At 62.8% G+C, this 23,361-nt stretch carries 23 protein-coding genes; 7 read left to right on the top strand and 16 right to left on the bottom strand.

The window, feature by feature from the left end:
* Positions 1-47: 47 nt before the first annotated feature.
* From ACST81_RS03800 to sdhC, 11 genes are all read right to left on the bottom strand, one after another.
* Positions 48-3,044, bottom strand: a complete 2,997-nt coding sequence (locus ACST81_RS03800) for a 2-oxoglutarate dehydrogenase E1 component (RefSeq protein WP_438751513.1) — start codon at positions 3,042-3,044, stop codon at positions 48-50.
* Positions 3,045-3,173: 129 nt separating this feature from the next.
* Positions 3,174-4,076, bottom strand: coding sequence for a succinate--CoA ligase subunit alpha (gene sucD, locus ACST81_RS03795; RefSeq protein ID WP_438751512.1), 903 nt, complete (start codon positions 4,074-4,076; stop codon positions 3,174-3,176).
* A gap of 16 nt (positions 4,077-4,092) precedes the next feature.
* On the bottom strand, positions 4,093-5,286 hold the full coding sequence (gene sucC / locus ACST81_RS03790) for an ADP-forming succinate--CoA ligase subunit beta (protein ID WP_438751511.1): 1,194 nt from the start codon (positions 5,284-5,286) through the stop codon (positions 4,093-4,095).
* Positions 5,287-5,330: 44 nt separating this feature from the next.
* Positions 5,331-6,293 (bottom strand): malate dehydrogenase, encoded by a 963-nt coding sequence (gene mdh / locus ACST81_RS03785; RefSeq protein ID WP_438751510.1) that lies wholly within the window; start codon positions 6,291-6,293, stop codon positions 5,331-5,333.
* 196 nt (positions 6,294-6,489) lie between these two features.
* Positions 6,490-7,644 carry a cell division protein ZapE gene (gene zapE / locus ACST81_RS03780; protein WP_438751509.1) on the bottom strand — a complete coding sequence of 385 codons (1,155 nt, stop codon included), beginning with the start codon at positions 7,642-7,644 and terminating at the stop codon, positions 6,490-6,492.
* A gap of 68 nt (positions 7,645-7,712) precedes the next feature.
* Entirely contained in the window at positions 7,713-8,261 is a 549-nt protein-coding gene (locus ACST81_RS03775; RefSeq protein ID WP_438751508.1) for a protease inhibitor Inh/omp19 family protein, read from the bottom strand.
* Positions 8,262-8,764: 503 nt separating this feature from the next.
* Positions 8,765-9,544 (bottom strand): succinate dehydrogenase iron-sulfur subunit, encoded by a 780-nt coding sequence (locus ACST81_RS03770; protein ID WP_438751507.1) that lies wholly within the window; start codon positions 9,542-9,544, stop codon positions 8,765-8,767.
* A complete protein-coding gene (locus tag ACST81_RS03765) occupies positions 9,544-9,858 on the bottom strand; it encodes a virulence factor (RefSeq protein ID WP_411036416.1) in 315 nt (104 codons plus the stop codon). Before ACST81_RS03765 ends, ACST81_RS03770 begins: the two co-directional genes overlap by 1 nt.
* Before the next feature lie 76 nt (positions 9,859-9,934).
* A complete protein-coding gene (gene sdhA, locus ACST81_RS03760; RefSeq protein WP_438751505.1) occupies positions 9,935-11,779 on the bottom strand; it encodes a succinate dehydrogenase flavoprotein subunit in 1,845 nt (614 codons plus the stop codon).
* A gap of 4 nt (positions 11,780-11,783) precedes the next feature.
* Entirely contained in the window at positions 11,784-12,164 is a 381-nt protein-coding gene (gene sdhD / locus ACST81_RS03755) for a succinate dehydrogenase, hydrophobic membrane anchor protein (RefSeq protein WP_056329928.1), read from the bottom strand.
* Positions 12,165-12,176: 12 nt separating this feature from the next.
* Positions 12,177-12,569, bottom strand: coding sequence for a succinate dehydrogenase, cytochrome b556 subunit (gene sdhC, locus ACST81_RS03750; protein ID WP_438751504.1), 393 nt, complete (start codon positions 12,567-12,569; stop codon positions 12,177-12,179).
* A 301-nt stretch (positions 12,570-12,870) separates the two neighbouring features.
* On the opposite strand from sdhC, the gene ACST81_RS03745 reads away from it, so the two are divergent.
* Complete coding sequence (locus tag ACST81_RS03745) at positions 12,871-13,482, top strand: hypothetical protein (protein ID WP_438751503.1); 612 nt, start codon at positions 12,871-12,873, stop codon at positions 13,480-13,482.
* On the opposite strand, the gene ACST81_RS03740 is transcribed toward ACST81_RS03745, so the two are convergent.
* From ACST81_RS03740 to tsaD, 5 genes are all read right to left on the bottom strand, one after another.
* Positions 13,469-14,134 (bottom strand): class I SAM-dependent methyltransferase, encoded by a 666-nt coding sequence (locus ACST81_RS03740; RefSeq protein WP_438751502.1) that lies wholly within the window; start codon positions 14,132-14,134, stop codon positions 13,469-13,471. The two genes, ACST81_RS03745 and ACST81_RS03740, sit on opposite strands and share 14 nt — an antisense overlap.
* A gap of 275 nt (positions 14,135-14,409) precedes the next feature.
* Positions 14,410-14,841 carry an EVE domain-containing protein gene (locus ACST81_RS03735; protein WP_438751500.1) on the bottom strand — a complete coding sequence of 144 codons (432 nt, stop codon included), beginning with the start codon at positions 14,839-14,841 and terminating at the stop codon, positions 14,410-14,412.
* Between the two features lies 1 nt (position 14,842).
* Positions 14,843-15,136: a YciI-like protein gene (locus ACST81_RS03730; RefSeq protein ID WP_438751499.1), complete on the bottom strand. Its 294-nt coding sequence runs from the start codon at positions 15,134-15,136 to the stop codon at positions 14,843-14,845.
* 16 nt (positions 15,137-15,152) lie between these two features.
* Entirely contained in the window at positions 15,153-16,151 is a 999-nt protein-coding gene (locus ACST81_RS03725) for an NAD(P)H-dependent glycerol-3-phosphate dehydrogenase (RefSeq protein WP_438751498.1), read from the bottom strand.
* 1 nt (position 16,152) lies between these two features.
* A complete protein-coding gene (gene tsaD, locus ACST81_RS03720; protein ID WP_438751497.1) occupies positions 16,153-17,250 on the bottom strand; it encodes a tRNA (adenosine(37)-N6)-threonylcarbamoyltransferase complex transferase subunit TsaD in 1,098 nt (365 codons plus the stop codon).
* A 91-nt stretch (positions 17,251-17,341) separates the two neighbouring features.
* Here tsaD and hemC point away from each other — a divergent pair, with 91 nt between their 5' ends.
* The 6 genes from hemC (at position 17,342) to ACST81_RS03690 (ending at position 23,327) form a co-directional block, all read left to right on the top strand.
* Entirely contained in the window at positions 17,342-18,271 is a 930-nt protein-coding gene (hemC, locus tag ACST81_RS03715) for a hydroxymethylbilane synthase (RefSeq protein WP_438751496.1), read from the top strand.
* A gap of 3 nt (positions 18,272-18,274) precedes the next feature.
* Positions 18,275-18,988, top strand: a complete 714-nt coding sequence (locus ACST81_RS03710) for a uroporphyrinogen-III synthase (RefSeq protein ID WP_438751494.1) — start codon at positions 18,275-18,277, stop codon at positions 18,986-18,988.
* Positions 18,989-19,129: 141 nt separating this feature from the next.
* The gene (locus ACST81_RS03705; RefSeq protein WP_438751493.1) at positions 19,130-20,395 is read left to right on the top strand and encodes a COG4223 family protein; all 1,266 of its coding nucleotides are present in this window, start codon (positions 19,130-19,132) and stop codon (positions 20,393-20,395) included.
* A gap of 10 nt (positions 20,396-20,405) precedes the next feature.
* On the top strand, positions 20,406-22,070 hold the full coding sequence (locus tag ACST81_RS03700) for a heme biosynthesis HemY N-terminal domain-containing protein (RefSeq protein WP_438751492.1): 1,665 nt from the start codon (positions 20,406-20,408) through the stop codon (positions 22,068-22,070).
* Between the two features lie 29 nt (positions 22,071-22,099).
* Positions 22,100-22,582, top strand: coding sequence for a TerB family tellurite resistance protein (locus ACST81_RS03695; protein WP_438751490.1), 483 nt, complete (start codon positions 22,100-22,102; stop codon positions 22,580-22,582).
* A gap of 1 nt (position 22,583) precedes the next feature.
* Entirely contained in the window at positions 22,584-23,327 is a 744-nt protein-coding gene (locus ACST81_RS03690; RefSeq protein ID WP_438751489.1) for a glutamine amidotransferase, read from the top strand.
* The last annotated feature ends 34 nt before the right edge of the window (positions 23,328-23,361 follow it).

Genomic DNA, 23,361 nt, shown 5'->3' with positions numbered 1-23,361 from the left:
TCTGTTTCTAATGGGGAAGAGAAGGAGGCCTTCCGGCCTCCCGATCGTCAGCCGCCGAGCGCGTCTTCGAGGAAGGCCGCGAGCTGTGCCTGATGCTTCGACATCAGTCCGGTTGCCGGCGAGGCGGCAGCCGGGCGGCCGGTGTAGCGCACCCGCTGGTACTTGGCGTCGATATGGGCAAGCACCCATTCCAGATAGGGGTCGATGAACGACCAGGCGCCCATGTTCTTCGGCTCTTCCTGGCACCAGACCATTTCCGCGTTGCGGAAGCGCGAGAGTTCGTTGATCAGCGCCTTGGCCGGGAACGGATAGAGCTGTTCGACGCGCAGCAGGTAGACATCGTCGATGCCGCGCTTTTCGCGCTCCTCCAGCAGGTCGTAATAGACCTTGCCGGTGCAGAGCACGACGCGACGGATCTTGGCGTCCTTCTGCAGCTTGATCGGGCCGTCCTTGATCACCTCCGCATCGTCCCAGAGCAGGCGGTGGAAGGACGTGTCGCCGGCCATTTCCGACAGAGAAGACACGGCGCGCTTGTGGCGCAGCAGCGATTTCGGCGTCATCATGATCAGCGGCTTGCGGAAGTCGCGCTTCATCTGCCGGCGCAGGATGTGGAAGTAGTTCGACGGCGTCGTGACGTTGGCGACCTGCATGTTGTCTTCGGCGCACATCTGCAGCCAGCGCTCGAGGCGGGCCGAGGAGTGTTCCGGACCCTGGCCTTCATAGCCATGCGGCAGCAGGCAGACGAGGCCGGACATGCGCAGCCACTTGCGTTCGCCCGACGAGATGAACTGGTCGAACACGACCTGCGCACCGTTGGCGAAGTCGCCGAACTGGGCTTCCCAGAGGGTCAGCGCATTCGGACGAGCCAGCGAATAGCCATACTCGAAGCCAAGGACGGCCTCTTCGGAGAGCATCGAGTTGATGACCTCGTAGCGGGCCTGGGTGGGCGACAGGTTGGCGAGCGGGATGTAGCGTTCCTCGGTCTCCTGATCGTAGAGCACCGAATGACGCTGCGAGAAGGTGCCGCGTTCGCAATCCTGGCCGGACAGGCGGATCTTGGTGCCTTCCGTCGCGAGCGAACCGAAGGCCAGTGCCTCGCCCATGGCCCAGTCGATGCCCTCGCCGCTCGAGATCATGTTGGCGCGGCCATCCATGAAACGCTGGATCGTCTTGTGGACGTTGAAGCCGGCGGGAACCTCCGACAGCTTGCGGCCGATTTCCTTCAGCGCCTTCATCGGCACGCCGGTCTTGCCACGACGCTGTTCGTCCTGGTTGTCGGCGGCGCGCAGGCCCGACCACGCACCGTCCAGCCAGTCGGCCTTGTTCGGCTTGTAGGACTGGCCAGCCTCGAATTCCTGTTCCAGATGGGCGCGCCAGTCGGCCCGCATCTTTTCCAGTTCGCCTTCGCTGATGACGCCTTCGGCGATCAGGCGTTCGCCGTAGATCTGCACGACCGGTTTGTGGGCGCGGATGACCTTGTACATCTTCGGCTGGGTGAACGACGGCTCGTCGCCCTCGTTATGGCCGAAGCGGCGGTAGCAGAACATGTCGATCACGACCGGCTTGTGGAACTTCATCCGGAATTCGGTGGCGATCTTGGCGGCGTAGGTGACTGCTTCCGGATCGTCGCCGTTGACGTGGAAGATCGGCGCCTCGATCATCTTGGCGACGTCGGACGGATAAGGCGACGAGCGCGAGAAGGCCGGATTGGTGGTGAAGCCGATCTGGTTGTTGATGATGAAATGCACGGTTCCGGCGACGCGATGACCGCGCAGGCCCGACAGGCCGAGGATTTCAGCGGTCACGCCCTGCCCCGCGAAAGCAGCATCGCCGTGCAGCAGCAACGGCATGACCTGCGCGCGCTCGGACAAGGGGATGACGTCGCCTTCGAACACCTTGGCCATCTGGTCCTGCTTGGCGCGAGCCTTGCCCATGACGACCGGGTTGACGATTTCGAGATGCGACGGGTTCGCCGTCAGCGACAGGTGAACCTTGTTGCCATCGAATTCGCGGTCGGAGGAAGCGCCCAGATGGTACTTCACGTCGCCCGAACCTTCGACGTCGTCAGGCGCATAGGAGCCGCCCTTGAACTCGTGGAACACGGCGCGGTGCGGCTTGCCCATGACGTTGGTCAGGACGTTCAGACGGCCGCGATGGGCCATGCCGAGAATGACTTCCTTGAGGCCTTCCTGGCCGCCGCGCTTGATGATCTGCTCCAGCGCCGGGATCAGCGATTCACCGCCGTCGAGGCCGAAACGCTTGGTGCCCTTGTACTTGACGTCGATGAACTGCTCGAAACCCTCGGCCTCGATCAGCTTCTGCAGAATGGCCTTCTTGCCTTCCGGGGTGAAATCGATGCCCTTGTCCGCACCTTCGATGCGGCCCTGAATCCAGCCCTTGATCTCCGGATCGGAGATATGCATGAACTCGACGCCGAGCGTCGAACAGTAGGTTCGCTCGAGGATATCGACGATCTCGCGCAACGTTGCCTCTTCGAGGCCGAGCACGTTATCGAGGAAGATCTTGCGATCCAGATCGGCATCGCTGAAACCGTAGTTGGACGGCGACAGCTCGTGATAGTCCTCGACCGGGGCGGCGATCGCCAGCGGGTCGAGCTTGGCATGCAGGTGACCGCGGGCGCGGTAGGCGCGGATCAACATGATGGCGCGAACGCTGTCGCGGGTCGCCTGGTGGACGTCGGCGGGCGCGGATGCGACGCCGGTGGCGGCAGCCTGTGCCTCGGCCTTGGCAGCCACCTTCTTCTCGATAACCTTTTCGACGGTGCCCCAGTCGCCGTCGAGGGCGGAGACGAGGTCGCCGCTGGCGGGGATCGGCCAGTTCGGCTTTTTCCAGGAGGCACCCTTGGCGGCCCGGATCACGTCGTCTGGCGAATCCTGCAACGCCTTGAAGAACGACTGCCATTCGCCGGAGACCGACGACGGATCGCTTTCGTACCGCGCATAGAGCTGATCGATATAGCCTGCGTTCGCACCGTCGAGGAACGATGTCAGCTGGAATTGCTCGTTGGCTTCTTGCCTTGCCATGGTGTTTTGCGGACCTGTCCGTCCGCCTCCTGACTTGTTAACTCTGCCGGCTTCGGTCCCGGTCGACCTGCACTCAGATGGAGGCGACCGGGCCGGCCGCAAGGACCAGCCCGATCACGTCTCGGTGTCTCAGCCCTTGAGGACTTCAACCAGGGTCTTGCCGAGGCGCGCCGGCGAGGGCGAAACCTTGATGCCGGCCGCTTCCATGGCAGCGATCTTGGATTCCGCGTCGCCCTTGCCGCCGGAAACGACAGCGCCGGCATGGCCCATGGTGCGGCCCTTCGGCGCGGTGCGGCCCGCGATGAAGCCGGCCATCGGCTTCTTGCGGCCCTTTTTCGCTTCATCGATCAGGAACTGTGCCGCATCTTCTTCAGCCGAACCGCCGATTTCGCCGATCATGATGATCGAGGTCGTGGCTTCGTCGGCGAGGAACATTTCGAGCACGTCGATGAACTCGGTGCCCTTGACCGGGTCGCCGCCGATGCCGACAGCCGTCGTCTGGCCGAGGCCTTCGTTCGAGGTCTGGAACACGGCTTCATAGGTCAGCGTGCCGGAGCGCGAGACGATGCCGACCGAACCCTTGCGGAAGATCGAGCCCGGCATGATGCCGATCTTGCATTCTTCCGGCGTCAGGATGCCCGGGCAGTTCGGGCCGAGCAGGCGTGACTTCGACTTGTCGAGGCGGGCCTTGACGCGCACCATGTCCATGACCGGGATACCCTCGGTGATGCAGGTGATGAACGGGATCTCGGCTTCGATCGCCTCGATGATCGCATCGGCGGCACCTGCCGGCGGAACGTAGATCACGGACGCATCGGCGCCGGTGCGCTCCTTGGCCTCGGCGACGGAGGCGAAGATCGGCAGGCTTTCGCCCTTCGAGCCGGTCCAGGTTTCGCCACCCTTCTTCGGGTGGATACCGCCGACCATCTGCGTGCCGTAATAGGCAAGCGCCTGCTCGGTGTGGAACGTGCCGGTCTTGCCGGTCAGGCCCTGGACGAGGACCTTGGTATTCTTGTTAACGAGAATAGACATCTATCAGGTCCCCAGATTAGGCGTTGATCGCAGCGACGATCTTCTTCGCCGCGTCATCGAGATCGTCGGCGGCGGTGATTGCCAGGCCCGACTCGTTGAGGATCTTCTTGCCGAGCTCGACATTGGTGCCTTCCAGGCGCACGACGAGCGGAACCTTGAGACCGACTTCCTGAACCGCAGCGACGACTCCTTCAGCGATGACATCGCACTTCATGATGCCGCCGAAGATGTTGACGAGGATGCCCTCGACCTTCGGGTCGGCGGTGATGATCTTGAAGGCAGCAGCCACCTTCTCCTTGCCGGCGCCACCGCCGACGTCGCAGAAGTTTGCCGGCTCCTTGCCGTAGAGCTTGATGATATCCATCGTCGCCATGGCGAGACCGGCGCCGTTGACCATGCAGCCGATATTGCCGTCGAGGGCAACGTAGGCGAGGTCCCACTTGGAGGCTTCGATTTCCTTGGCGTCTTCCTCGGTCTCGTCGCGCAGCGCCTTGACGTCGTCATGACGGAAGATCGCATTGCCGTCGAACGACATCTTGGCGTCGAGGACGCGCAGGTGGCCATCCTTCATGACAATCAGCGGGTTGACCTCGAGCAGCGACATGTCCTTGTCGTTGAAGGCCTTGTAGAGCAGCGGGAAGAGCGACTTGGCATCTTCGGCGGCCGCACCCGAAAGCTCGAGCGCCTTGGAGATCGCGGTCACGTCCGCATCGGTCACGCCCGCTTCCGGGTCGATGGCGATGGTGTGGATCTTTTCCGGCGTGTCATGGGCGACAGCCTCGATGTCCATGCCGCCCTCGGTCGAGATGACGAAAGCGACCTGGCCAACGGAGCGATCGACCAGCAGCGAGCAATAGAGTTCGCGGTCGATATCGGCGCCGTCCTCGATATAGAGGCGGTTGACCTGCTTGCCGGCTTCGCCGGTCTGCGCGGTCACCAGCGTGTTGCCGAGCATGTCCTTGGCATGCGCCTTGGCTTCCTCGATCGAGAAAGCCAGGCGAACGCCGCCCTTGGCGTCGGGGCCGAGTTCCTTGAACTTGCCCTTGCCACGGCCGCCGGCATGGATCTGGCTCTTGACGACGTAAAGCGGACCCGGAAGCGACTTTGCTGCCGCTTCGGCCTCGTCGGCGGAGAAGATGGCGACACCTTCCGCGACCGGAGCACCAAAGGTCTTCAGGAGAGCCTTGGCCTGATATTCATGAATGTTCATGGGAAATTTCCTGTTTGATGCCGAAGCGGTTACTTCAGGCGCAATTACTTCAGGCTCGGAGCGATGCCGACGCACGCTTCGCAAAGGCCGGCAACCGCAGAGACCGACTTGTCGAAGGCTTCCTGTTCGGCCTTGGTGAATTCGACTTCGATGATGCGCTCGACACCGCCGGCACCGATGATGGTCGGAACGCCGACATACATGTCCTTGACGCCGTACTGGCCCGTGAGGTGGGCAGCCGCTGGCAGGACGCGCTTCTTGTCCTTGAGGAAGGCATCGGCCATCTCGATCGCCGACGCTGCCGGGGCGTAGTAGGCCGAGCCGGTCTTCAGGAGGCCGACGATTTCGGCGCCGCCGTCACGGGTGCGCTGGATGATTTCTTCGAGGCGCTCCTTGGTAACCCAGCCCATCTTGACGAGGTCGGTCAAAGGAATGCCGCCGACGGTGGAGTAGCGGGCAAGCGGCACCATCGTGTCGCCATGGCCGCCGAGAACGAAGGCGGTGACGTCCTGGACGGAGACGTTGAATTCCTGGGACAGGAACAGGCGGAAGCGCGAGCTATCGAGCACGCCGGCCATGCCGACGACCATGTTCTTCGGCAGACCGGAGAACTTCTGCAGCGCCCAGACCATGGCGTCGAGCGGGTTGGTGATGCAGATGACGAAGGCGTTCGGGGCATATTTCTTGATGCCGGCGCCGACCTGTTCCATGACCTTCAGGTTGATGCCGAGAAGATCGTCGCGGCTCATGCCCGGCTTGCGGGCGACGCCGGCGGTGACGATGCAGACATCGGCCCCTTCGATGGCGGAATAGTCGCTGGCACCGGTCAGATTGGCGTTGAAGCCTTCGACGGGCGAGGACTGGGCGATATCGAGACCCTTGCCCTGCGGAATGCCATCGGCGATGTCGAACAGGACGATGTCGCCCAGTTCCTTCAGGCCGGCGAGATGCGCCAGCGTGCCACCAATCATTCCAGAACCAATGAGTGCGATCTTGTTGCGAGCCATGAAAGTGCTTCCTTTAGGATCCAAATCTGACAAGGCCTGAACGCGGCGCCTCCAAGCGCTCACCGTCGCAAACCTACGGCGCAAGGAATTAACCTTCAAAATCTAAAATATCAATAACTAGTTTTGAGTAGAACGTTTTCAATCGGTTAGATCATAAATTTCTTACGTAAACGTAAGAAATTATGTCGCCAACATGTCACGAAACAGCAGATTCACCATGATGATTGCGCGCGTATTCGGCGCTTTGCATTTCGATCAGGCGCGATACCGTCCGGTCGAATTCGAAGCCCTCGGTGCCTTTTTTCGCTGTCAGAAGATCGATCGGCGCTGCGGCGGCCGAAGCAAACAAACGCGCGCCGTGATCATAGATCGTGTCGATCAGCATGATGAAGCGCTTGGTTTCGTTACGGCGTTCCGGGCTCAGATGCGGGATATCCTCGATGAAGATGGTGCGATACTGTGAGAGGATGGCGAGATAATCGGCCGCCCCCAGCGGCTTCTCGCAGAGATCGGCGAATGAGAACCGCGCACAGTCTCCTGCCGCCATCGGCACGACGATCTTGCGACCCTTGAAGGCAACTTCGGCCGGATCAGCAGCAACGCCCGCCGTCGCCAGCCTCCAGGCATTGTCCAGCTCCGCATCGGCCTGAGGCCCGAGCGGCGCCGACCAGACCGGCAGGCCTTCGATCTTGGCCAGCCGGTAGTCGGTGCCGGCATCGAGCGGAACAATGTGGGCATGGGCCTTCAGGAGATCGATGAACGGCAGGAAAAGGTCGCGATTCAGCCCTTCGCGGTAGAGATTGACCGGTTCGACATTGGAAGTCGCGACCAGCACGCAGCCCTTGGCGAACAGTTCGCTGAACAGCCGCGACAGGATCATCGCATCGGCGATATCGGTAACGGAAAATTCGTCGAAGCAGAGCAGCCGGGCTTCGGCAAAGATTTCGGAGGCCACCGGCGGCATCGGATCGGCCTGGCGGGTCTCGCCATTCTTCAGCTTCTGCCTGTGCTTGAAGATCCGGTCGTGCACATCGGCCATGAATTCATGGAAATGCGCCCGCCGCTTGCGCTGGATCGGCACCGTCTCGAAGAACAGGTCCATCAGCATGGTCTTGCCGCGACCGACGCCACCGTAGAGATAGAGGCCCTTCAGCGGCGGATGATCGTTCTTGCGCGAGGCAAACAGCCATCCCAGCGCATTCGACTTGCGCTGCGCCCGGCTGCCGGCCAGTTCGCTCGACAGGTGATCAAGCCGCTTGGCAATGCCTATCTGGGCTGGATCACGCTTGAGCGTACCGGCCGCGATCATGGTTTCGAGTTTTCGCGAAATGCTGTCTTCGGGATTGGGCACGCGCTGGACCGGTCTGGTGTCGGAAACGACGGCAAGAAAAAGCCCGGCTCAGATGCCGGGCTGGTCTGTTAGCGGCTCAGGCTGACCGGCTGGCCGCCATTGGTCGAGCCGTCGAAGCGCGAATCGGCCGTCTTGAACAGGCGCGCCAGCGGATTGCCGTTGCGATCCTTCAGCACGACCTGCTTGCCGGCCACTTCCCACGAGCCCATGGTCGTCAACTCGCCGGCGCAGCCGCGCGTACCGCCACGCGAACCGCTGCCGAGATTGGTGAGCGTCAGGAACATGTCGCAGGAGGCGCCGGCATTCGAGACGCGCCAGTTGCCGACCATCGATTCCTTGGTGACATCGAGCGCATTGGTCGCGGCCGCGACCTCGGTGCCCGTTCCCGGGGTCTGCACGCCACCGACCGCGGCCGTGCCGCTGACGGGTGCAGCCGGAAACTGCGAGGTATCGCCGGTCGGGGCGGAAAGCTGGTTGGATTGAACCGTCGGCACCGGCTGTGCCTGCAAGGGCGCCGGCTGCATGGAATTTCCGCCGAAATCGGTCATGGACGTCCGCTGACATCCAGCCACCGCCAGCACCACGGCCAGTCCCGCAACCGCATGTATTGTCCGCATGTCTAAAGCTCCCGATCGTCTCTGCTATTAGCGTTCATGGCGTTGTTCAGGGGAATATAGGCGGAATTAGCTTAAAACTAACTTTAAATTCAAGATGGCAATGATTCTTTGGGACTGTGGCATGATTGAAACGCTTAGGTTTCTGCGCCGGGAGGTTGCCGGGGAGAGTTTATGCCCTGCTGGCTGGATCGGTAAGTGCGGCAGCACCCCCCTCTGTCGGCAACGCCCACATCGCCCCCGCAAGGGCAGGGCTATCGCATATGGAAAAAGACCCCCTCTGGCCTGTCGGCCATCTCCCCCACAAGGGGGGAGAGACCCAGCCGTTGGCCCTCGCTTCAAATCACTGACAGAGCGGCGGGTTAAGCCCCTCCCCCTTGTGGGGAGGGGTTGGGGAGGGGACTTTTCCATATGCGATTGCCCTGCCCTTGAGGGGGGGAGATGTCCCGGAGGGACAGGGGGGGGTGTAGCCGCACCCAATGTTGCATGCGATGGCGCCTCGAAAACTAGACCCGCCGCTCGACCATCATCTTCTTGATTTCGCCGATCGCCTTGGCCGGGTTCAAACCCTTGGGACAGGTCTGGGCGCAGTTCATGATCGTGTGGCAGCGATAGAGACGGAAGGGATCCTCGAGGTCGTCGAGACGCTCCCCCTTGGCTTCATCGCGGCTATCGATCAGCCAGCGATAGGCCTGGAGCAGAACGGCCGGGCCGAGATAGCGGTCGCCGTTCCACCAGTAGCTCGGGCAGGAGGCGGAACAGCAGGCGCAGAGGATGCACTCGTAGAGGCCGTCGAGCTTCTGCCGGTCCTCATGGCTCTGCTTCCATTCCTTGGCCGGCGTCGGCGAAACGGTCTTCAGCCAGGGCTCGATCGAGCGGTGCTGGGCGTAGAAATTGGTGAGGTCCGGCACCAGGTCCTTGACGACAGGCATATGCGGCAGCGGATAAACCTTCACCGTCCCCTTCACGTCGTCCATACCCTTGGTGCAGGCCAGCGTGTTGGTGCCGTCGATATTCATGGCGCAGGAGCCGCAAATGCCCTCGCGGCAGGAGCGGCGCAAGGTCAGCGTCGGGTCGATCTTGTTCTTGATATAGAGCAGCGCGTCGAGCACCATCGGGCCGCAATCGTCGACATCGATATAGAATGTGTCGATCGACGGATTCTTGCCGTCATCCGGGCTCCAGCGATAGATGCGCAATTCGCGGGTATTGGCGGCCCCGGCCGGCTTCGGCCAGACCTTGCCTTCGGTCATCTGCGAATTCTTGGGGAGAGCGAGTTCAACCATTATCGGCCCATGCCTTTTGCCATAAGTGCCAACTCGATCGCCGGCGTCAGATCATTGTTGTCTTCAATACGCAACATGCGGATATCGGTGACCGAAGGTGCGAACCAGTCATATTCAAGTGTAAGTCGCTGAACCGCAATCTGACACTTTACACTATCGATCGTCTCGTCACCAAAATAGACGCTGCCCTGCTGACGGTCGAAGCCTTGCCCGCGAAGAAACTTGGCAATGTCGTTGTAGGCATTTTGCCACGACTGATTGTGATAGCTCTTCTTCAGAGTGTCAGTGTCCAGATCGAAGGTGATCGCATACATGGATCTCGGCAGCCTTCTATTGTGTCCCATCATGTTCATGGCGAACCCTTTCCCCGCCATTATCGCATGTCTCCCGTCAATACACACGCGCCTTCGGCTCGATCTTGTACGGATCGATGCCCTCGGCCAGCAGTTGCGTATGCACCGGCCGGTAGTCGAGTGTCACCTCGCCCGCCTCGTTCACCCAGGAGAGCGTGTGCTTGCGCCAGTTGACGTCGTCACGGCCGGCAAAGGGGCCGTCGACATAGTCTTCGCGCGCATGGCTGCCGCGGCTTTCCTTGCGGGCCTCGGCGCCGTAGACCGTGGTGATGGCATTGGCCATCAGGTTTTCCAGTTCCAGCGTTTCCACCAGATCGGAATTCCAGATCATCGAGCGGTCGGTGACCTTGATGTCGGGCAGTTCCTGCCAGATCGCGCTCATCCGCTTGCAGCCGCTTTCCAGCGATTCCTGCGCGCGGAACACGGCGGCGTCCTCCTGCATGGTGCGTTGCATCTTTTCGCGCAGCACAGCTGTCGGCGTCTGGCCATTGGCATGGCGCAGCTTGTCGAAGCGCGCCATGATCTTCTCGCTGGCCTTTTCGTTGACCGGCGGGATGGATGACGCCCGGTCGATGACCTCGCCGGCGCGGATGGCGGCAGCGCGGCCGAAGACCACGAGGTCGATCAGCGAATTGGAGCCCAGCCGGTTGGCGCCGTGCACCGAGGCACAGCCGGCCTCACCCACGGCCATCAGGCCCGGAATGATCCGCTCGGGATTGGCGCTGTCGGCATTCAAGACCTCGCCCCAGTAATTGGTGGGGATGCCGCCCATGTTGTAGTGAACGGTTGGCAGCACCGGGATCGGCTCGCGCGTCACGTCGACGCCGGCAAAGATCTTGGCGCTCTCGGAAATCCCCGGCAGCCGCTCGTGCAGAACGGCCGGATCGAGATGGTCGAGATGCAGGAAGATATGGTCCTTGTTCTTGCCGACGCCGCGTCCCTCGCGGATTTCCAGCGTCATGCAGCGGGACACCACGTCGCGCGAGGCAAGGTCCTTGGCGGAGGGCGCATAGCGCTCCATGAAGCGCTCGCCCTCGGAATTGACGAGATAGCCGCCCTCCCCGCGCGCACCCTCGGTGATCAGGCAGCCGGCGCCATAGATGCCGGTCGGATGGAACTGCACGAATTCCATGTCCTGGAGCGGCAGGCCGGCGCGCGCGATCATTCCGCCGCCGTCGCCGGTGCAGGTATGGGCGGAGGTCGCCGAGAAATAGGCGCGGCCATAGCCGCCTGTCGCCAGCACCACCATCTTGGCGGCGAAGCGGTGGATCGTGCCGTCGTCGAGGTTCCAGGCAACCACGCCGGTGCAGCGGCTGCCATCGTCCGACATCATCAGGTCGAGCGCGAAATATTCGATAAAGAATTCGGCATTGTGCTTCAGCGACTGGCCGTAGAGCGTGTGCAGGATGGCATGGCCGGTGCGGTCGGCGGCGGCGCAAGTGCGCTGCACCGGCGGGCCTTCGCCGTAATTCTGCATATGGCCGCCGAACGGCCGCTGGTAGATCTTGCCTTCCGCATTGCGCGAGAAGGGCACGCCGTAATGCTCAAGCTCGTAGACGGCCTTCGGCGCTTCCATGGCGAGATACTGCATGGCATCGACATCGCCGAGCCAGTCGGAACCCTTGACCGTGTCGTAGAGATGCCACTGCCAACTGTCCGGCGTCATGTTCTGCAGCGAGGCTGCGATGCCGCCTTGCGCGGCCACCGTATGCGAGCGCGTCGGGAAGACCTTGGTCACGCAAGCCGTCTTGAAGCCCTGTTCGGCCATGCCGAGCGCGGCGCGCAGGCCAGCGCCACCGGCGCCGACGACGACGACGTCGAAGGAATGATCGACATAGGTATAGGCCTTGCCGGTTTGAGCGGGTGAACTGTTGGTTGCCATCTGATTATCCCGCGAATGCAATCTTCAGAGCGGCAAGCAGACAGAGGCCGCCGACGATGTAGGAAAAGAAACTATTGAGGACGAGAAGCGAAAGCTTCAGGCCTTCGGAATGGAAATAGTCCTGGATGATCTCTTCCATGCCGAGCTTCATGTGGATGATGCCGGCAAGGATGGTGAGCACGGTGATCACCGAGACGAAGGGATTGGCAAGCGCGGCGATCACCTCTTCATAGGGCCGGCCGGCATAGCAGATCAGGAAAACCACGTAGAAAAGGATGAGCGGCACCAGCGCCAGCGACGTCGTACGGACGCGCCAGAAATGCTCGGTGCCGGATTTGGCCGAGCCGAGCCCGCGAACCTTGCCCAGTGGCGTGCGCATATCCATCAGCAGAATTCCTTAAACGAACAAGAACACGGCTGCCCAGACGAGCAGCGTCAGGACGACCGAGGCAACGAGATTGGCGACCGCCAGCCTGTTGGCGAAATGCTTTTCGTAGCCCATTCCCACATCCCACAGGATATGGCGCAAGCCGCCGATAAGGTGGTGGATAAGCGCCCAGGTATAGCCGATCAGCACCAGCTGGCCGATAATGCTGCCGAACAGCCAGTTGACCCGGTCGAAATGCTCGGCGCCGGAGGCGGCTGCGATCAGCCAGGCCGCAACGAGGATGGTGCCGACATAGAGCGCCGCGCCGGTGATGCGGTGCAGGATGGACATGGCCATCGTCGGCACGAATTTATAGATTTGCAGATGCGGCGAGAGCGGCCGGCTTTTGGTGACATTCGTCATCTGAACCTCACGGAAGAACCGGTCGAACGTCCAGAAACTGGACTATTTTTCTCCGGTATTGCACCTGATTGTGCACAATTCAGTCTGCCGACGTTTAATCACCATATTCATGAACGACAAGTGTGTTTGCAGTGCAAAATGATTTTAATCGATTAGACGAAACTATGGCATCGCGACCGCGGAAAACTTTGCCGCGTTAACGATAGAACCGGAAAAATCGACGAAAATCGTGACTTTTGCGCGCCGTTGCCTCAGATTGCTTCTTAAGGATTTGTTAAGAGTTATCCGGAGGAGCCGCGACATGCGTGCATTCACCTTGCTCAATGCGACGAAAGTCTCGATCACCGCACTTGCCTTGGTCGTCTCGCTGACAGGATTCGCGGACGCCCGCGACCGTCATGGGGACCGCAATCATCACCGGCGGCCGCAGCATCATGCCCAGCAGCATCGCGACCGTACCGAGACGCTGTCGGGCGTCACCGCCGGGCATCGCCATCATCACGATCGCCGCGACCGTCGCCACGTCAAGCGGAAGGGCGAATACCGGCTGGTCGGACGCACCGACTATCATCGTCGTGGCGAGTATCGGTACGGCGAGACGCGGTTTTCGCCCGATCGCCGCCCTAACCGTCGGATCATTCCGCGCCAATATCGCGGCGATAACCGGAACTACTGGGAACCCGCCTATCGCGAGGGGACGGGTGGCGCCTATCTCGGCGGACTGTCAGCCTGGCGCGAGCCGGGCAACGGCACCTATTTCAGCTCCGAGCGCTACGGCTATGACCACGGATACCAGCCATACGAGGACAATAATGGCTATCGCGGCCATCGGGCCAAGATCATCCATGTGAACCCATCGAGCGCGGGACGGGCCTGCTCCTGGGAATCCGGCGTCTGCGTCATCCGCCGCTGACGGGCGGGGCGGCAAAGCGCCAGACATTGGTCTTCTTGACCTCGCTGTCCTCCAGTGCCCGGGTGACGGGCACCTGATAGGTCGCCAGCATGTCCAGCCGTCTGCGCGGGCAGTAGGCGCGGCCGGGATCGCCGACGAGAACATCGGCCCCTTCGCCTACAAGCGCTGAAAACCACGGGATCAGCCTGTCGGCAAACGCCTTGTCGTAGAAGACATCACCGGCAAGATAGACATCCGCCTCGCGCCTATTGCCGATAATATCCTTAGCCGACGAAACAACATCCACGCCGTTGAGTTCCGCATTGAGCCGGATGGCCATTCCGGTCCACGGGTCGATATCGACCGCCAGCACGTCGGCCGCCCCCGCCTTCATCGCCGCGATCGCCACCAGCCCGGAGCCTGAGGCAAAATCGATCACCCGCTTGCCGGCCACAAGCTCCGGATGATCCAGCACGTGCCGCGCCAGCCCCTGCCCGCCCGCCCAGGCAAAGGCCCAGAACGGCGGCGGCAGCCCGATCTCCTCCAGTTCCTCCTCCGTCTTCAACCAAAGCTCGTGCGCTTCGCCAGCCAGATGCAATCGGATCTCCGGCACATGCGGCGGCGCCATGATATCCGTATTGGCGCGTATGAAGGTTTGGGGATCGGTTTTCATGGTTGGGAGTTCCGGTTGCTCCTCTTCTCCCCATCGGGGAAAAGGTGGCGCGTAGCGCCGGATGAGGGGGGCCGAAGGCTACCTTCAGCGTCGGGTATGGTGCCGGCTCCGCCGTCACCCCCCTCATCGCCTCACTTCGTTCGGCACTTCTCCCCGATAGGGAGAAGAGGGAGACAGAGCCAGTCGCCTGTCCCTTTTCCCCGTCAAAACGGGGAGAAGGTGGCCGCCATCCTTCGTAGACAAGGAGGGGCGGATGAGGGGCTTGTTCAACCGGATTACCGCGGCGGATTCTCCAACCCACCCAGCCGGCAGATCTCAAGATACTCGTCCTCCGTCACCGGCTGCACCGACAGCCGCATCGACGTCACCAGCGCCATCTTCTCGAATTTCAGATTGGCCTTGATGTCCTTCAACGACACCGGCACCGGCAGATCGCAGACGGCGCGAATGTCGACACAATCCCACTTCGCATCGCCCTCAGCCGTCGAATCCGGATGAGACAGCGCGCAGACCTCGGTGATCCCGACGATCTCCAGGCCCTCGTTGGAATGGTAGAAGAAGCCCTTGTCGCCGATCTTCATGGCCCGCATGTTGTTGCGCGCCAGATAGTTGCGCACGCCGGTCCATTCCGTGCCCTTCTCGCCCGCATCCTTCTGCATGGCCCAGGACCACTTGAACGGCTCGGACTTGTACAGCCAGTACCCCACCTCAAGCCTCCGGATTGTTGAAGACCCAGTTCCAGGGCTTGATGTCGACATGGGCGAACAGACCGGCCTTGGCATAGGGGTCTTCAGCGGCGATGGCGCCAGCTTCCTCGATCGTTTCCGCCTTGATGACCACCAGGCTGCCGTTCGGCTTGCCGGCATCGTCGAGGAACGGACCAGCGAATGTGAGCACGCCCTTGGCGTTGAGGTCGTTGAGGAAGGCGACATGCTCCGGGCGGGTATCCATCCGCAGCTGCAGGGCATTCGGCTTGTCAGTGCACAACACGGCAAAAAGCATGATTTTCTCCTGATGATTATTCCTGGGTGATGGGGCGGGACATCAGCTGTTCCAACGCCGTCCTCACGTCCATTTTTCCGTCGATGATCGCGGCCACCGCCTCGGTGATCGGCATGTCGATCTGAAGTGTACGGGCAACGTCGGCGGCGACCGATGCCGCGAACGCACCTTCCACCAGCTCGCCGCTATGGCCCTTGGCGCTGCCGCTGCGTCCGAGCGCGATCCCGTAGCGCAGGTTGCGCGATTGGTGGCTGGTCGCCGTCAGGACGAGATCGCCGAGGCCTGACAGTCCGCGCACCGTATCGGCCTCGCCGCCCCGCGCGGCGACGAAGCGCGACATTTCGGCAAGCCCACGCGAGATCAGCGCCGCCCGGGCCGAATCGCCGAGACCGGCGCCCTCGACGATGCCGCAGGCGATCGCCAGCACGTTCTTGAGCGCGCCGCCCAACTGCACGCCGATCCGGTCGGCCGACGGATAAAGCCGGAACGTCGCGCCGGACAGCGCCTCGGCAAGACGCGACCCCCGCTGCATGTCACCAGCCGCGATCACCATCGCGGTCGGCAGGCCCTTGGCGATATCGGCGGCGAAACCGGGACCGGAGAGCACCGCGACATTCTGCTGGTGCAACTCTTCTCCCACCACATCCGTCAGCAACCGGCCGCCGGCGCGTTCCATGCCCTTGGCGCAGATCACGACGTCGGCGCCCTTGCCGATGAAGCTGCGCAGCGAGACGCCCGCCTCGCGCTGGGCCTGCGACGGCATGGCAAACAGCACGATGCCGGCGCTTTCCAGCGCGGTCGGGTCGTCGGTGACGGTGAGCGTTTCCGGCAGGTCGATGCCCGGAAGCGCGCTGTCGTTGCGGCCGGTCTGCTTGAAATCCTCGACGATGCTTTCGCGCCGCGCGAGCAACGTCACCGGCACCTTGCCCGATGCGGCGGCGACGGCGGCCAGCGCCGTTCCGAAGGCGCCGGAACCGACAACGACGATACGATCGGTTTGCGCGATCTCTGTCATCTCAAGCCTTTGCTCCCCGTTTGCCGAAGCCGATCAGGGCTTTTGCATCCGCATCCAGCGGCCAGCGCGACCGCGGCGCGACATCGAGATCATCGGCCGGCAGACCCGCCGCCATGCGCTCGGCACCGGCCCAGGCGATCATCGCCGCATTGTCCGTGCAGAGCTGCAGCGGCGGCGCGATGAACCGGAACCCGTTTTTATCGCAAAGTTCCTGCAAGGTAGCGCGCAGCACTTGGTTTGCCGCCACACCACCAGCAACGACCAGAGCAGGATGTTCGACGGATCCGGCGAACTGTTCCTTGAACCGCGCCAGCCCCCGACCGATCCGGTCCTTCAACGTGCGCGAAATCGCCTTCTGGAAGGAGGCGCAGATATCGGCGATATCCTGTTCGGTGACGGGTGCGATCGACTGCGCCGCCTGCCGGACGGCCGTCTTCAGGCCGGAAAATGAAAAATCCAGCCGCGCCTCGCCGACCAGCGGCCGTGGAAAAGCGAAACGATCCGGGTTGCCGCTTTTTGCCGCACGCTCGACGGCCGGGCCGCCGGGATAGGGCAGGCCGAGCAGCTTTGCCGTCTTGTCGAAGGCTTCGCCGAGCGCATCGTCGATCGTCGTGCCCCACCGCTCGTATTCGCCGACACCCTTCACCAGGATCAGCTGGGTATGGCCACCCGAGACAAGCAGCATGAGATAGGGAAAGGCCAGCCCGTCCGTCAGCCGCGCCGTCAGCGCATGGCCCTCTAGGTGGTTGACCGCATAGAGCGGCTTGCCGCTGGCGCGCGCCATCGCCTTGCCGGTCATCAGGCCGACCAGCAGGCCACCGATCAGCCCGGGGCCACTGGTGGCAGCGATGGCGTCGACCTGCGACAGCGTGACGCCGGCCCGCACAAGCGCTTCCTCGATCAGCGTATCGAGCGCCTCGACATGGGCGCGCGCCGCGATTTCGGGCACGACGCCACCATAGACGCTGTGCTCCTCCAACTGGCTCAACACCACGTCGCCAAGGATTTCGCCACGGCCGTCCTCGTCGCGCAGCACCACCGAAGCGGCGGTCTCATCGCAGCTTGTTTCGATGCCGAGAATGCACAGGCGGGCGGACATGGGGCGGTTTACTCGAATATTGCGGTCGCGGGGAAAGGCGGATACAGGAACTCTACGTACAGGAAACTCCGGTAACAACGGATCGCAGTGGATGCAAACAAAACCTTTCCGGATCGGCACGCGGGGCAGTCCCTTAGCATTGGCGCAGGCCCACGAAACGCGGGACCGCCTGATGGCGGCGCATGGCCTGCCGGCCGAAATGTTCGAGATCGTCGTGCTCTCCACCATGGGCGACCGGATCACCGATCGCTCGCTGTCCGAGATCGGTGGCAAGGGTCTTTTCACCGAGGAACTGGAGGACATGCTGACCTCCGGTGGGCTCGATTTCGCCGTGCATTCCTCCAAGGACATGCCGACGAAACTGCCTGATGGACTGTTTCTGTCCGCCTACCTGCCGCGCGAAGATGCCCGCGATGCCTTCGTCGGGCGCACGGCCGCGAAATTGCTCGACCTGCCGCAGGGTGCCACGATCGGATCGTCGTCGCTGCGTCGCCAGGCGCTGATCAAGCGGCTGCGCCCGGATATCGAGGTCGTCATCTTTCGCGGGCAGGTCGATACACGGCTACGCAAGCTGGCGGAAGGGCAGGTGGATGCGACACTGCTGGCCTTTGCGGGCCTCAAGCGCCTCGGCAAGGACGATGTGCCGACCGAACTGCTCGACCCCGAAATCTTCCCGCCCGCACCAGCGCAGGGTGCGATCTGCATCGAAAGCCGGATCGGCGACGAGAAGGTCAATGCGCTGCTCGAAGCCATCAACGACATCCGCACCCATGAGGCGGTGACCTGTGAGCGCGCCTTCCTCGCCACGCTCGACGGTTCCTGTCGCACGCCGATCGCGGGTTACGCGATATCGGATGGCGAAGCCCTCCGCTTTTCCGGCATGATCCTGACCCCGGACGGCAGCCAATCTTTCCGCGTCGCGACCGAGGGCAAGGCATCCGATGCCGAACAGCTCGGCGCCCGGGCCGGCAACGACATCCGCATCGACGCGGGACCGGATTTCTTTTCGAGCTGGACCTGAAAGATGCGCGTCCTCGTCACCCGGCCGCAACCGGCGGCGGCGGCAACGGCGGCAAGACTGGAGGCACTGGGACACGAGGCCATTCTCCTGCCGCTGATGCAGGCGATCCATGACCCAAAGGCGGCAATGGATGCGTTGGCGCAGCCGCACACGGCCCTTGCCGTCACCAGCGCCGAGGCGATCCGGGCCTTGGCTGCCGGCCTGGGCAGCGACCTGACGCCGCACCTGACGACACCCATCTATTGCGTCGGCGCAGCCACCGCCGACATTGCTCGGAGATCCGGATTCCAATCCGTCATCGCCGGCACCGGGACCGGCGCCAGCCTTGCCGACCTGATCATCCGCGCCTCGGCGACACGTGACGGAGCCGGGCTTCTCTACCTCGCCGGCCAACCTCGCTCGCCGCATTTCGAAAACGCACTTGCGCAGGTCGGGATCGCTTGTCGGGTTGCGGAGGTCTACCGCATGCAGCCGATCGAGTACCGGCCAGACGACATCAAGGCTCGGCTGGCTTTAAAGCCGCTGGCCGTCCTGTTCTATTCGCAGGAAACCGTGCGGCGATTCTTCCGGCTCGTGCCCGCGTCGATGCTCAACGATCTCAGGAATATCCGCCTGTTGTGCATGAGTAGCCAGGTCGCGGACGCCATGCCGAACGGGTTGGGCCAGACGGCCATCGCCGCAACGCCCAGCGAAGACAGCCTGCTGGCGCTTCTCTGAACCCGCCATCGAGCCGTCCCTTTGCCAGGACGCGTCATCGCGCAGTCAAGGAATTGTCGCTTGGGGGCTTTCCCTATCCCAAGTCCGTGTCTAGGTTTAAGATCAGTGCCTGAGTTCATGCGATAACGGAAAGAGATCATCATGGGACCGGAAAATCCTCCGCGCCGCTCGAAGTCCGATCAGGAACCTTTGACGATCGATCTGGAAGCCAATGCGGCCCCGGCGGATGACACCGCGACGGACGGCCCGAAGGTTGAGCACGAGGCTGTGGTACAGGCTGCCGAAGATGCACGCCCGGTGGACGCCGAAGAACCGGTGAACACCGAAGAACCCGTGGAAGCGGCCGCGCCCGTTGACGAGGATGCTCGCGCCGAAGCGGCCGCCGCCGCCTTTGCCGAAGAGCCGGCGGCGACCACCTACACGGAACAGCCTACCGCCGCCGCACCGCCATCCTACCAGCGTCCGTCCAATGCCGGACCGCTGGCCGCCGGCATTCTCGGCGGCCTGATCGCCCTTCTTGCCGCTGGCGGCCTGCAATATGCCGGCGTCCTGCCGGCGCTTGGCCCGGCAACGGATAACAGCACCATCGAGCAAAGCCTGTCGGCCGATATTGAATCGATCAAGGCGCAGCTGGCGGCAGCGCCCTCATCCCAGACCGCCGATCTCGGCCCGCTGGAAACCCGCCTCGCGGCCTTGGAAAAGACTGCGTCGGAAGCCGGCACCGGCACGGCCGCCGATGTTTCCGGTCTCGAAGCTCAGATCACCAACCTGACCGGCGAGATCGCCAGCTTGAAATCGGCACTCGCCGACGCACAACAATCGACCGAGGCCGCGAAAACAGAACTCTCGACCCGCATCGACGCCGCCGAAAAGAAGATCGATGAACCGGCGAGCGACCTACAGCTGGCCCGCGCCATCGCCGTGACGGCTTTGAAGACGGCGATCGACCGGGGTGGTCCGTTCCTGGCCGAACTCGACGCCCTGAAAAGCATCGCCGCCACCGATCCGGCGGTCACCGGCCTCGCCAAGGATGCGGCCATCGGGGTAGCACCCCGCGCCGACCTGACCCGCGACTTCTCGGCAACGGCCGATGCCATGCTCGAAGCCACTGAGCATAACGATCCCAACCAGGGCGTCTTCTCCCGGCTGATGGACAGCGCTTCCTCCGCGATCCGGGTCCGCCCCGTCGGCAGCGTCGAGGGTGAAGGACCGGAAGCCGTTATTGCGCGTATTGAGGACAAGCTGGTGAATGGCGATCTCAAGAGCGCGAGCCTCGAATGGGATGCCCTACCGGAACCGGCAAAGACAGCTGGCGCCGATTTCAAGACCAGGCTCGACCAGCGCATCCGGGTCGAGGGACTGATCGACGCCGCCGTTTCCGGTGCCGTGACGGCCAACCAGGGCTAAGGAAGACTTCATGATCCGCATTCTGTTCTTCATCCTCATTGTTCTGGCTCTCGGCGCAGGCTTTGCCTGGCTGGCGGACAGGCCGGGCGAATTGTCGCTGATCTGGCAGGGACAGCGCATCGAGATGAGCCTGATGGTCGCCGCGACGCTTCTCGCCTCGCTGATATCAGCCATCCTGATCGTCGTCTGGCTGGTGCGTGTTGTCTGGCTGTCGCCGCACTCGATCTCCCGCTATTTCCGCGCCCGCAAGCGCGACCGTGGCTACCAGGCGCTGTCGACCGGCCTGATCGCCGCCGGCGCCGGCGATTCGGCGCTGGCCCGCAAGATGACGGCGCGCACCCACGGCCTTTTGAGCGCCGACCAGGAACCGCTGATCCACCTTCTCGAAGCCCAGACGGCGCTGATCGAGGGCAAATACGACGATGCGCGCAAGAAGTTCGAACTGATGGCGGACGATCCCGAAACGCGGGAACTCGGCCTGCGCGGCCTTTATCTCGAGGCCAAGCGTCTCGGCGCCAACGAAGCCGCCCGCCAATATGCCGAACGTGCCGCCGACAAGGCCCCGCACCTGCCCTGGGCGACGCTCGCGGCCCTCGATTACCGCAGCCAGACCGGCCAATGGGACGAGGCGATCCGCTTGCTTGACCAGAGCCGCGCCGCCCATGTCATCGACCGCAAGGAAGCCGACCGCAAGAAAGCCGTGCTGCTCACAGCCCGCGCCGCTGAAAAGCTCGAATCGGACCCGAAGGGCGCCCGCGACGACGCACAGGCCGCCCTCAAACTGTCCGAAACGCTCGTGCCGGCCGGGCTCATCGCCGCCAAGGCGCTGTTTCGCGAGGACAATCTGCGCAAGGCCGCCTCCATCCTCGAAAAGCTCTGGAAGCATGAGCCGCACCCGGAAGTGGCGCGAGTCTATGTCCGCGCCCGCAGCGGCGATTCGGCCATCGACCGGTTGAAGCGCGCCAACAAGCTGGAGGCCCTGAAGCCGAACAATGTCGTTTCGCTCGCAACCGTTGCGGAAAGCGCGCTGGAGGCCCGTGAACTGCAGCTCGCCCGCGCCAAGGCGGAAGCCGCCGCTCGCATCCAGCCGAGTGAAGGCATCTTCCTGCTGCTCGCCGATATCGAGGAGGCCGATACCGGTGATGACGGCCGCATTCGCCACTGGATGAACCAGGCTCTGAAAAGCCCGCGCGATCCGGCCTGGACCGCCGACGGCGTCACCGCGCCGGAATGGTTGCCGGTCTCGCCGGTCAGCGGAAAGCTCGATGCCTTTGAATGGAAGATGCCGGTGGCACAGATTGCCGGTCCGGTCGAGGATGGCAATGTCGATATGGCCGACGAAGCCATCCGCAGCCTGCCGCCCGTCGCCATCGCCCATCACCGCGATGAGCCGGTCCAGAAGCCGGTTGAAAAGGTGGTCGAGACCCCGGTCAAGGCCACCGCACCGGTGAAGGTCGAGGAGATCGTGGAACAACCCGCCGTCAAGACGATCGCCGTGCCGGTTCCCACCGAATCGGTCATCGTGCCCGAGACGGTGAAAACCGAGACGAAACCCGCGCCGGCAAAAACCGAGGAACCCGTGGTCGAGCCTTTCTTCGGCCGGCCACCGGATGATCCGGGCGTGCGCAACGATAGCGCCAAGCCTCTGGAAAAAACCACCTTCCGCTTGTTCTGAAAACCGACCCCGATTTTTAACGGACGCACATGTTTGAACGATTTCGCAGCTTCCTCGACAGCCTGACCGGCGACGGCCCCTCGATCGAGCCCGGCGATCCCCGCATCGCCATCATGGCGCTCTGCATCCAGGTGATGGAGGCGGATGGCGAGATTCACGAAAAGGAGCGCCGCAAGGTGCGCTCCATGATCAAGGAGCATTACAAGCTCGACGACGCGGCGTTGGATGCGCTGATTGCCGCCGGCGAGACGGCCGAAAGCCAGGCGATCGACTTCTTCCGGTTCACGTCCGACATCAAGCGGCATTTTACCGAGGAACAGCGGATAGACCTGGTCGGCATGCTGTGGGAGATTGTCTATGCCGATGGCAAGCGCAGCGAGATGGAGGATCATGTCATCTGGCGCATCGCCGACCTTCTGGGCGTTTCCGGACGGGACAGGATCATCAAGCGGCAGGAGGCGGCCGCGAAACTGGACGTGGTGGAGGAGACGGCCGCCGAACAGGAAAAATGACATGCTTTTCGACGACCGCATGTTCTATACCCGCAAGACCGAAAATCCCGTCCTGATCATCCTGCATCAGGAACGTTCGAGCCCTGGCCGTGTCGGCCAGATCCTGCTTGAAAAAGGGTTCAGCCTCGATATCCGCCGCCCCGTGCTCGGCGATCCCCTGCCGAGGACGTTGGAAAAACATGCCGGCGCCATCGTCTTCGGTGGCCCGATGAGCGCCAATGACGACGAGGACTATATCCGCCGCGAGATCGACTGGCTGTCCGTACCGCTCAGCGAAAACAAGCCTTTCCTCGGCATCTGCCTCGGCGCGCAGATGCTGGTCCGGCATCTCGGCGGTCTCGTCGCCCCGCATCGCGAGGGTATGACGGAGATCGGCTGGTATCCGCTGCACACGACCGAGAAAGGCCGCGCGCTGATGGATTGGCCTTCCATGGTCTACCAGTTCCATCGCGAGGGTTTCGACCTGCCGAGAGGCGCCGAACTGCTCGCCGCCGGCAGTACTTATCCCAACCAGGCCTTCCGCTACGGCGAAAATGCCTGGGGCATCCAGTTTCACGGCGAATTGACGCGGGTGATGATGCACCGCTGGGTCGTCCACGGCGCCCACCGCTTCGACCTTCCCGGCGCCCAGATCGGCCGCGCCCATCTTGAAGGCCGCATGGATTACGACGCACCTCTGCGCGCATGGATGGACCGTTTTCTGACGCATATCTTTCAGCGGCAGGGCGAGACGGTGATTGCCTGATTTCGTCAAGGGTCTTGAACGCCCAACAAAGATT

The organism is Pararhizobium sp. O133 (assembly GCF_051669845.1).
Taxonomy (GTDB): Bacteria; Pseudomonadota; Alphaproteobacteria; order Rhizobiales; family Rhizobiaceae; genus Pararhizobium.
The sequence above is the reverse complement of the archived record's forward strand: the minus strand, read 5'-3'. Positions and strand labels throughout refer to the sequence as shown.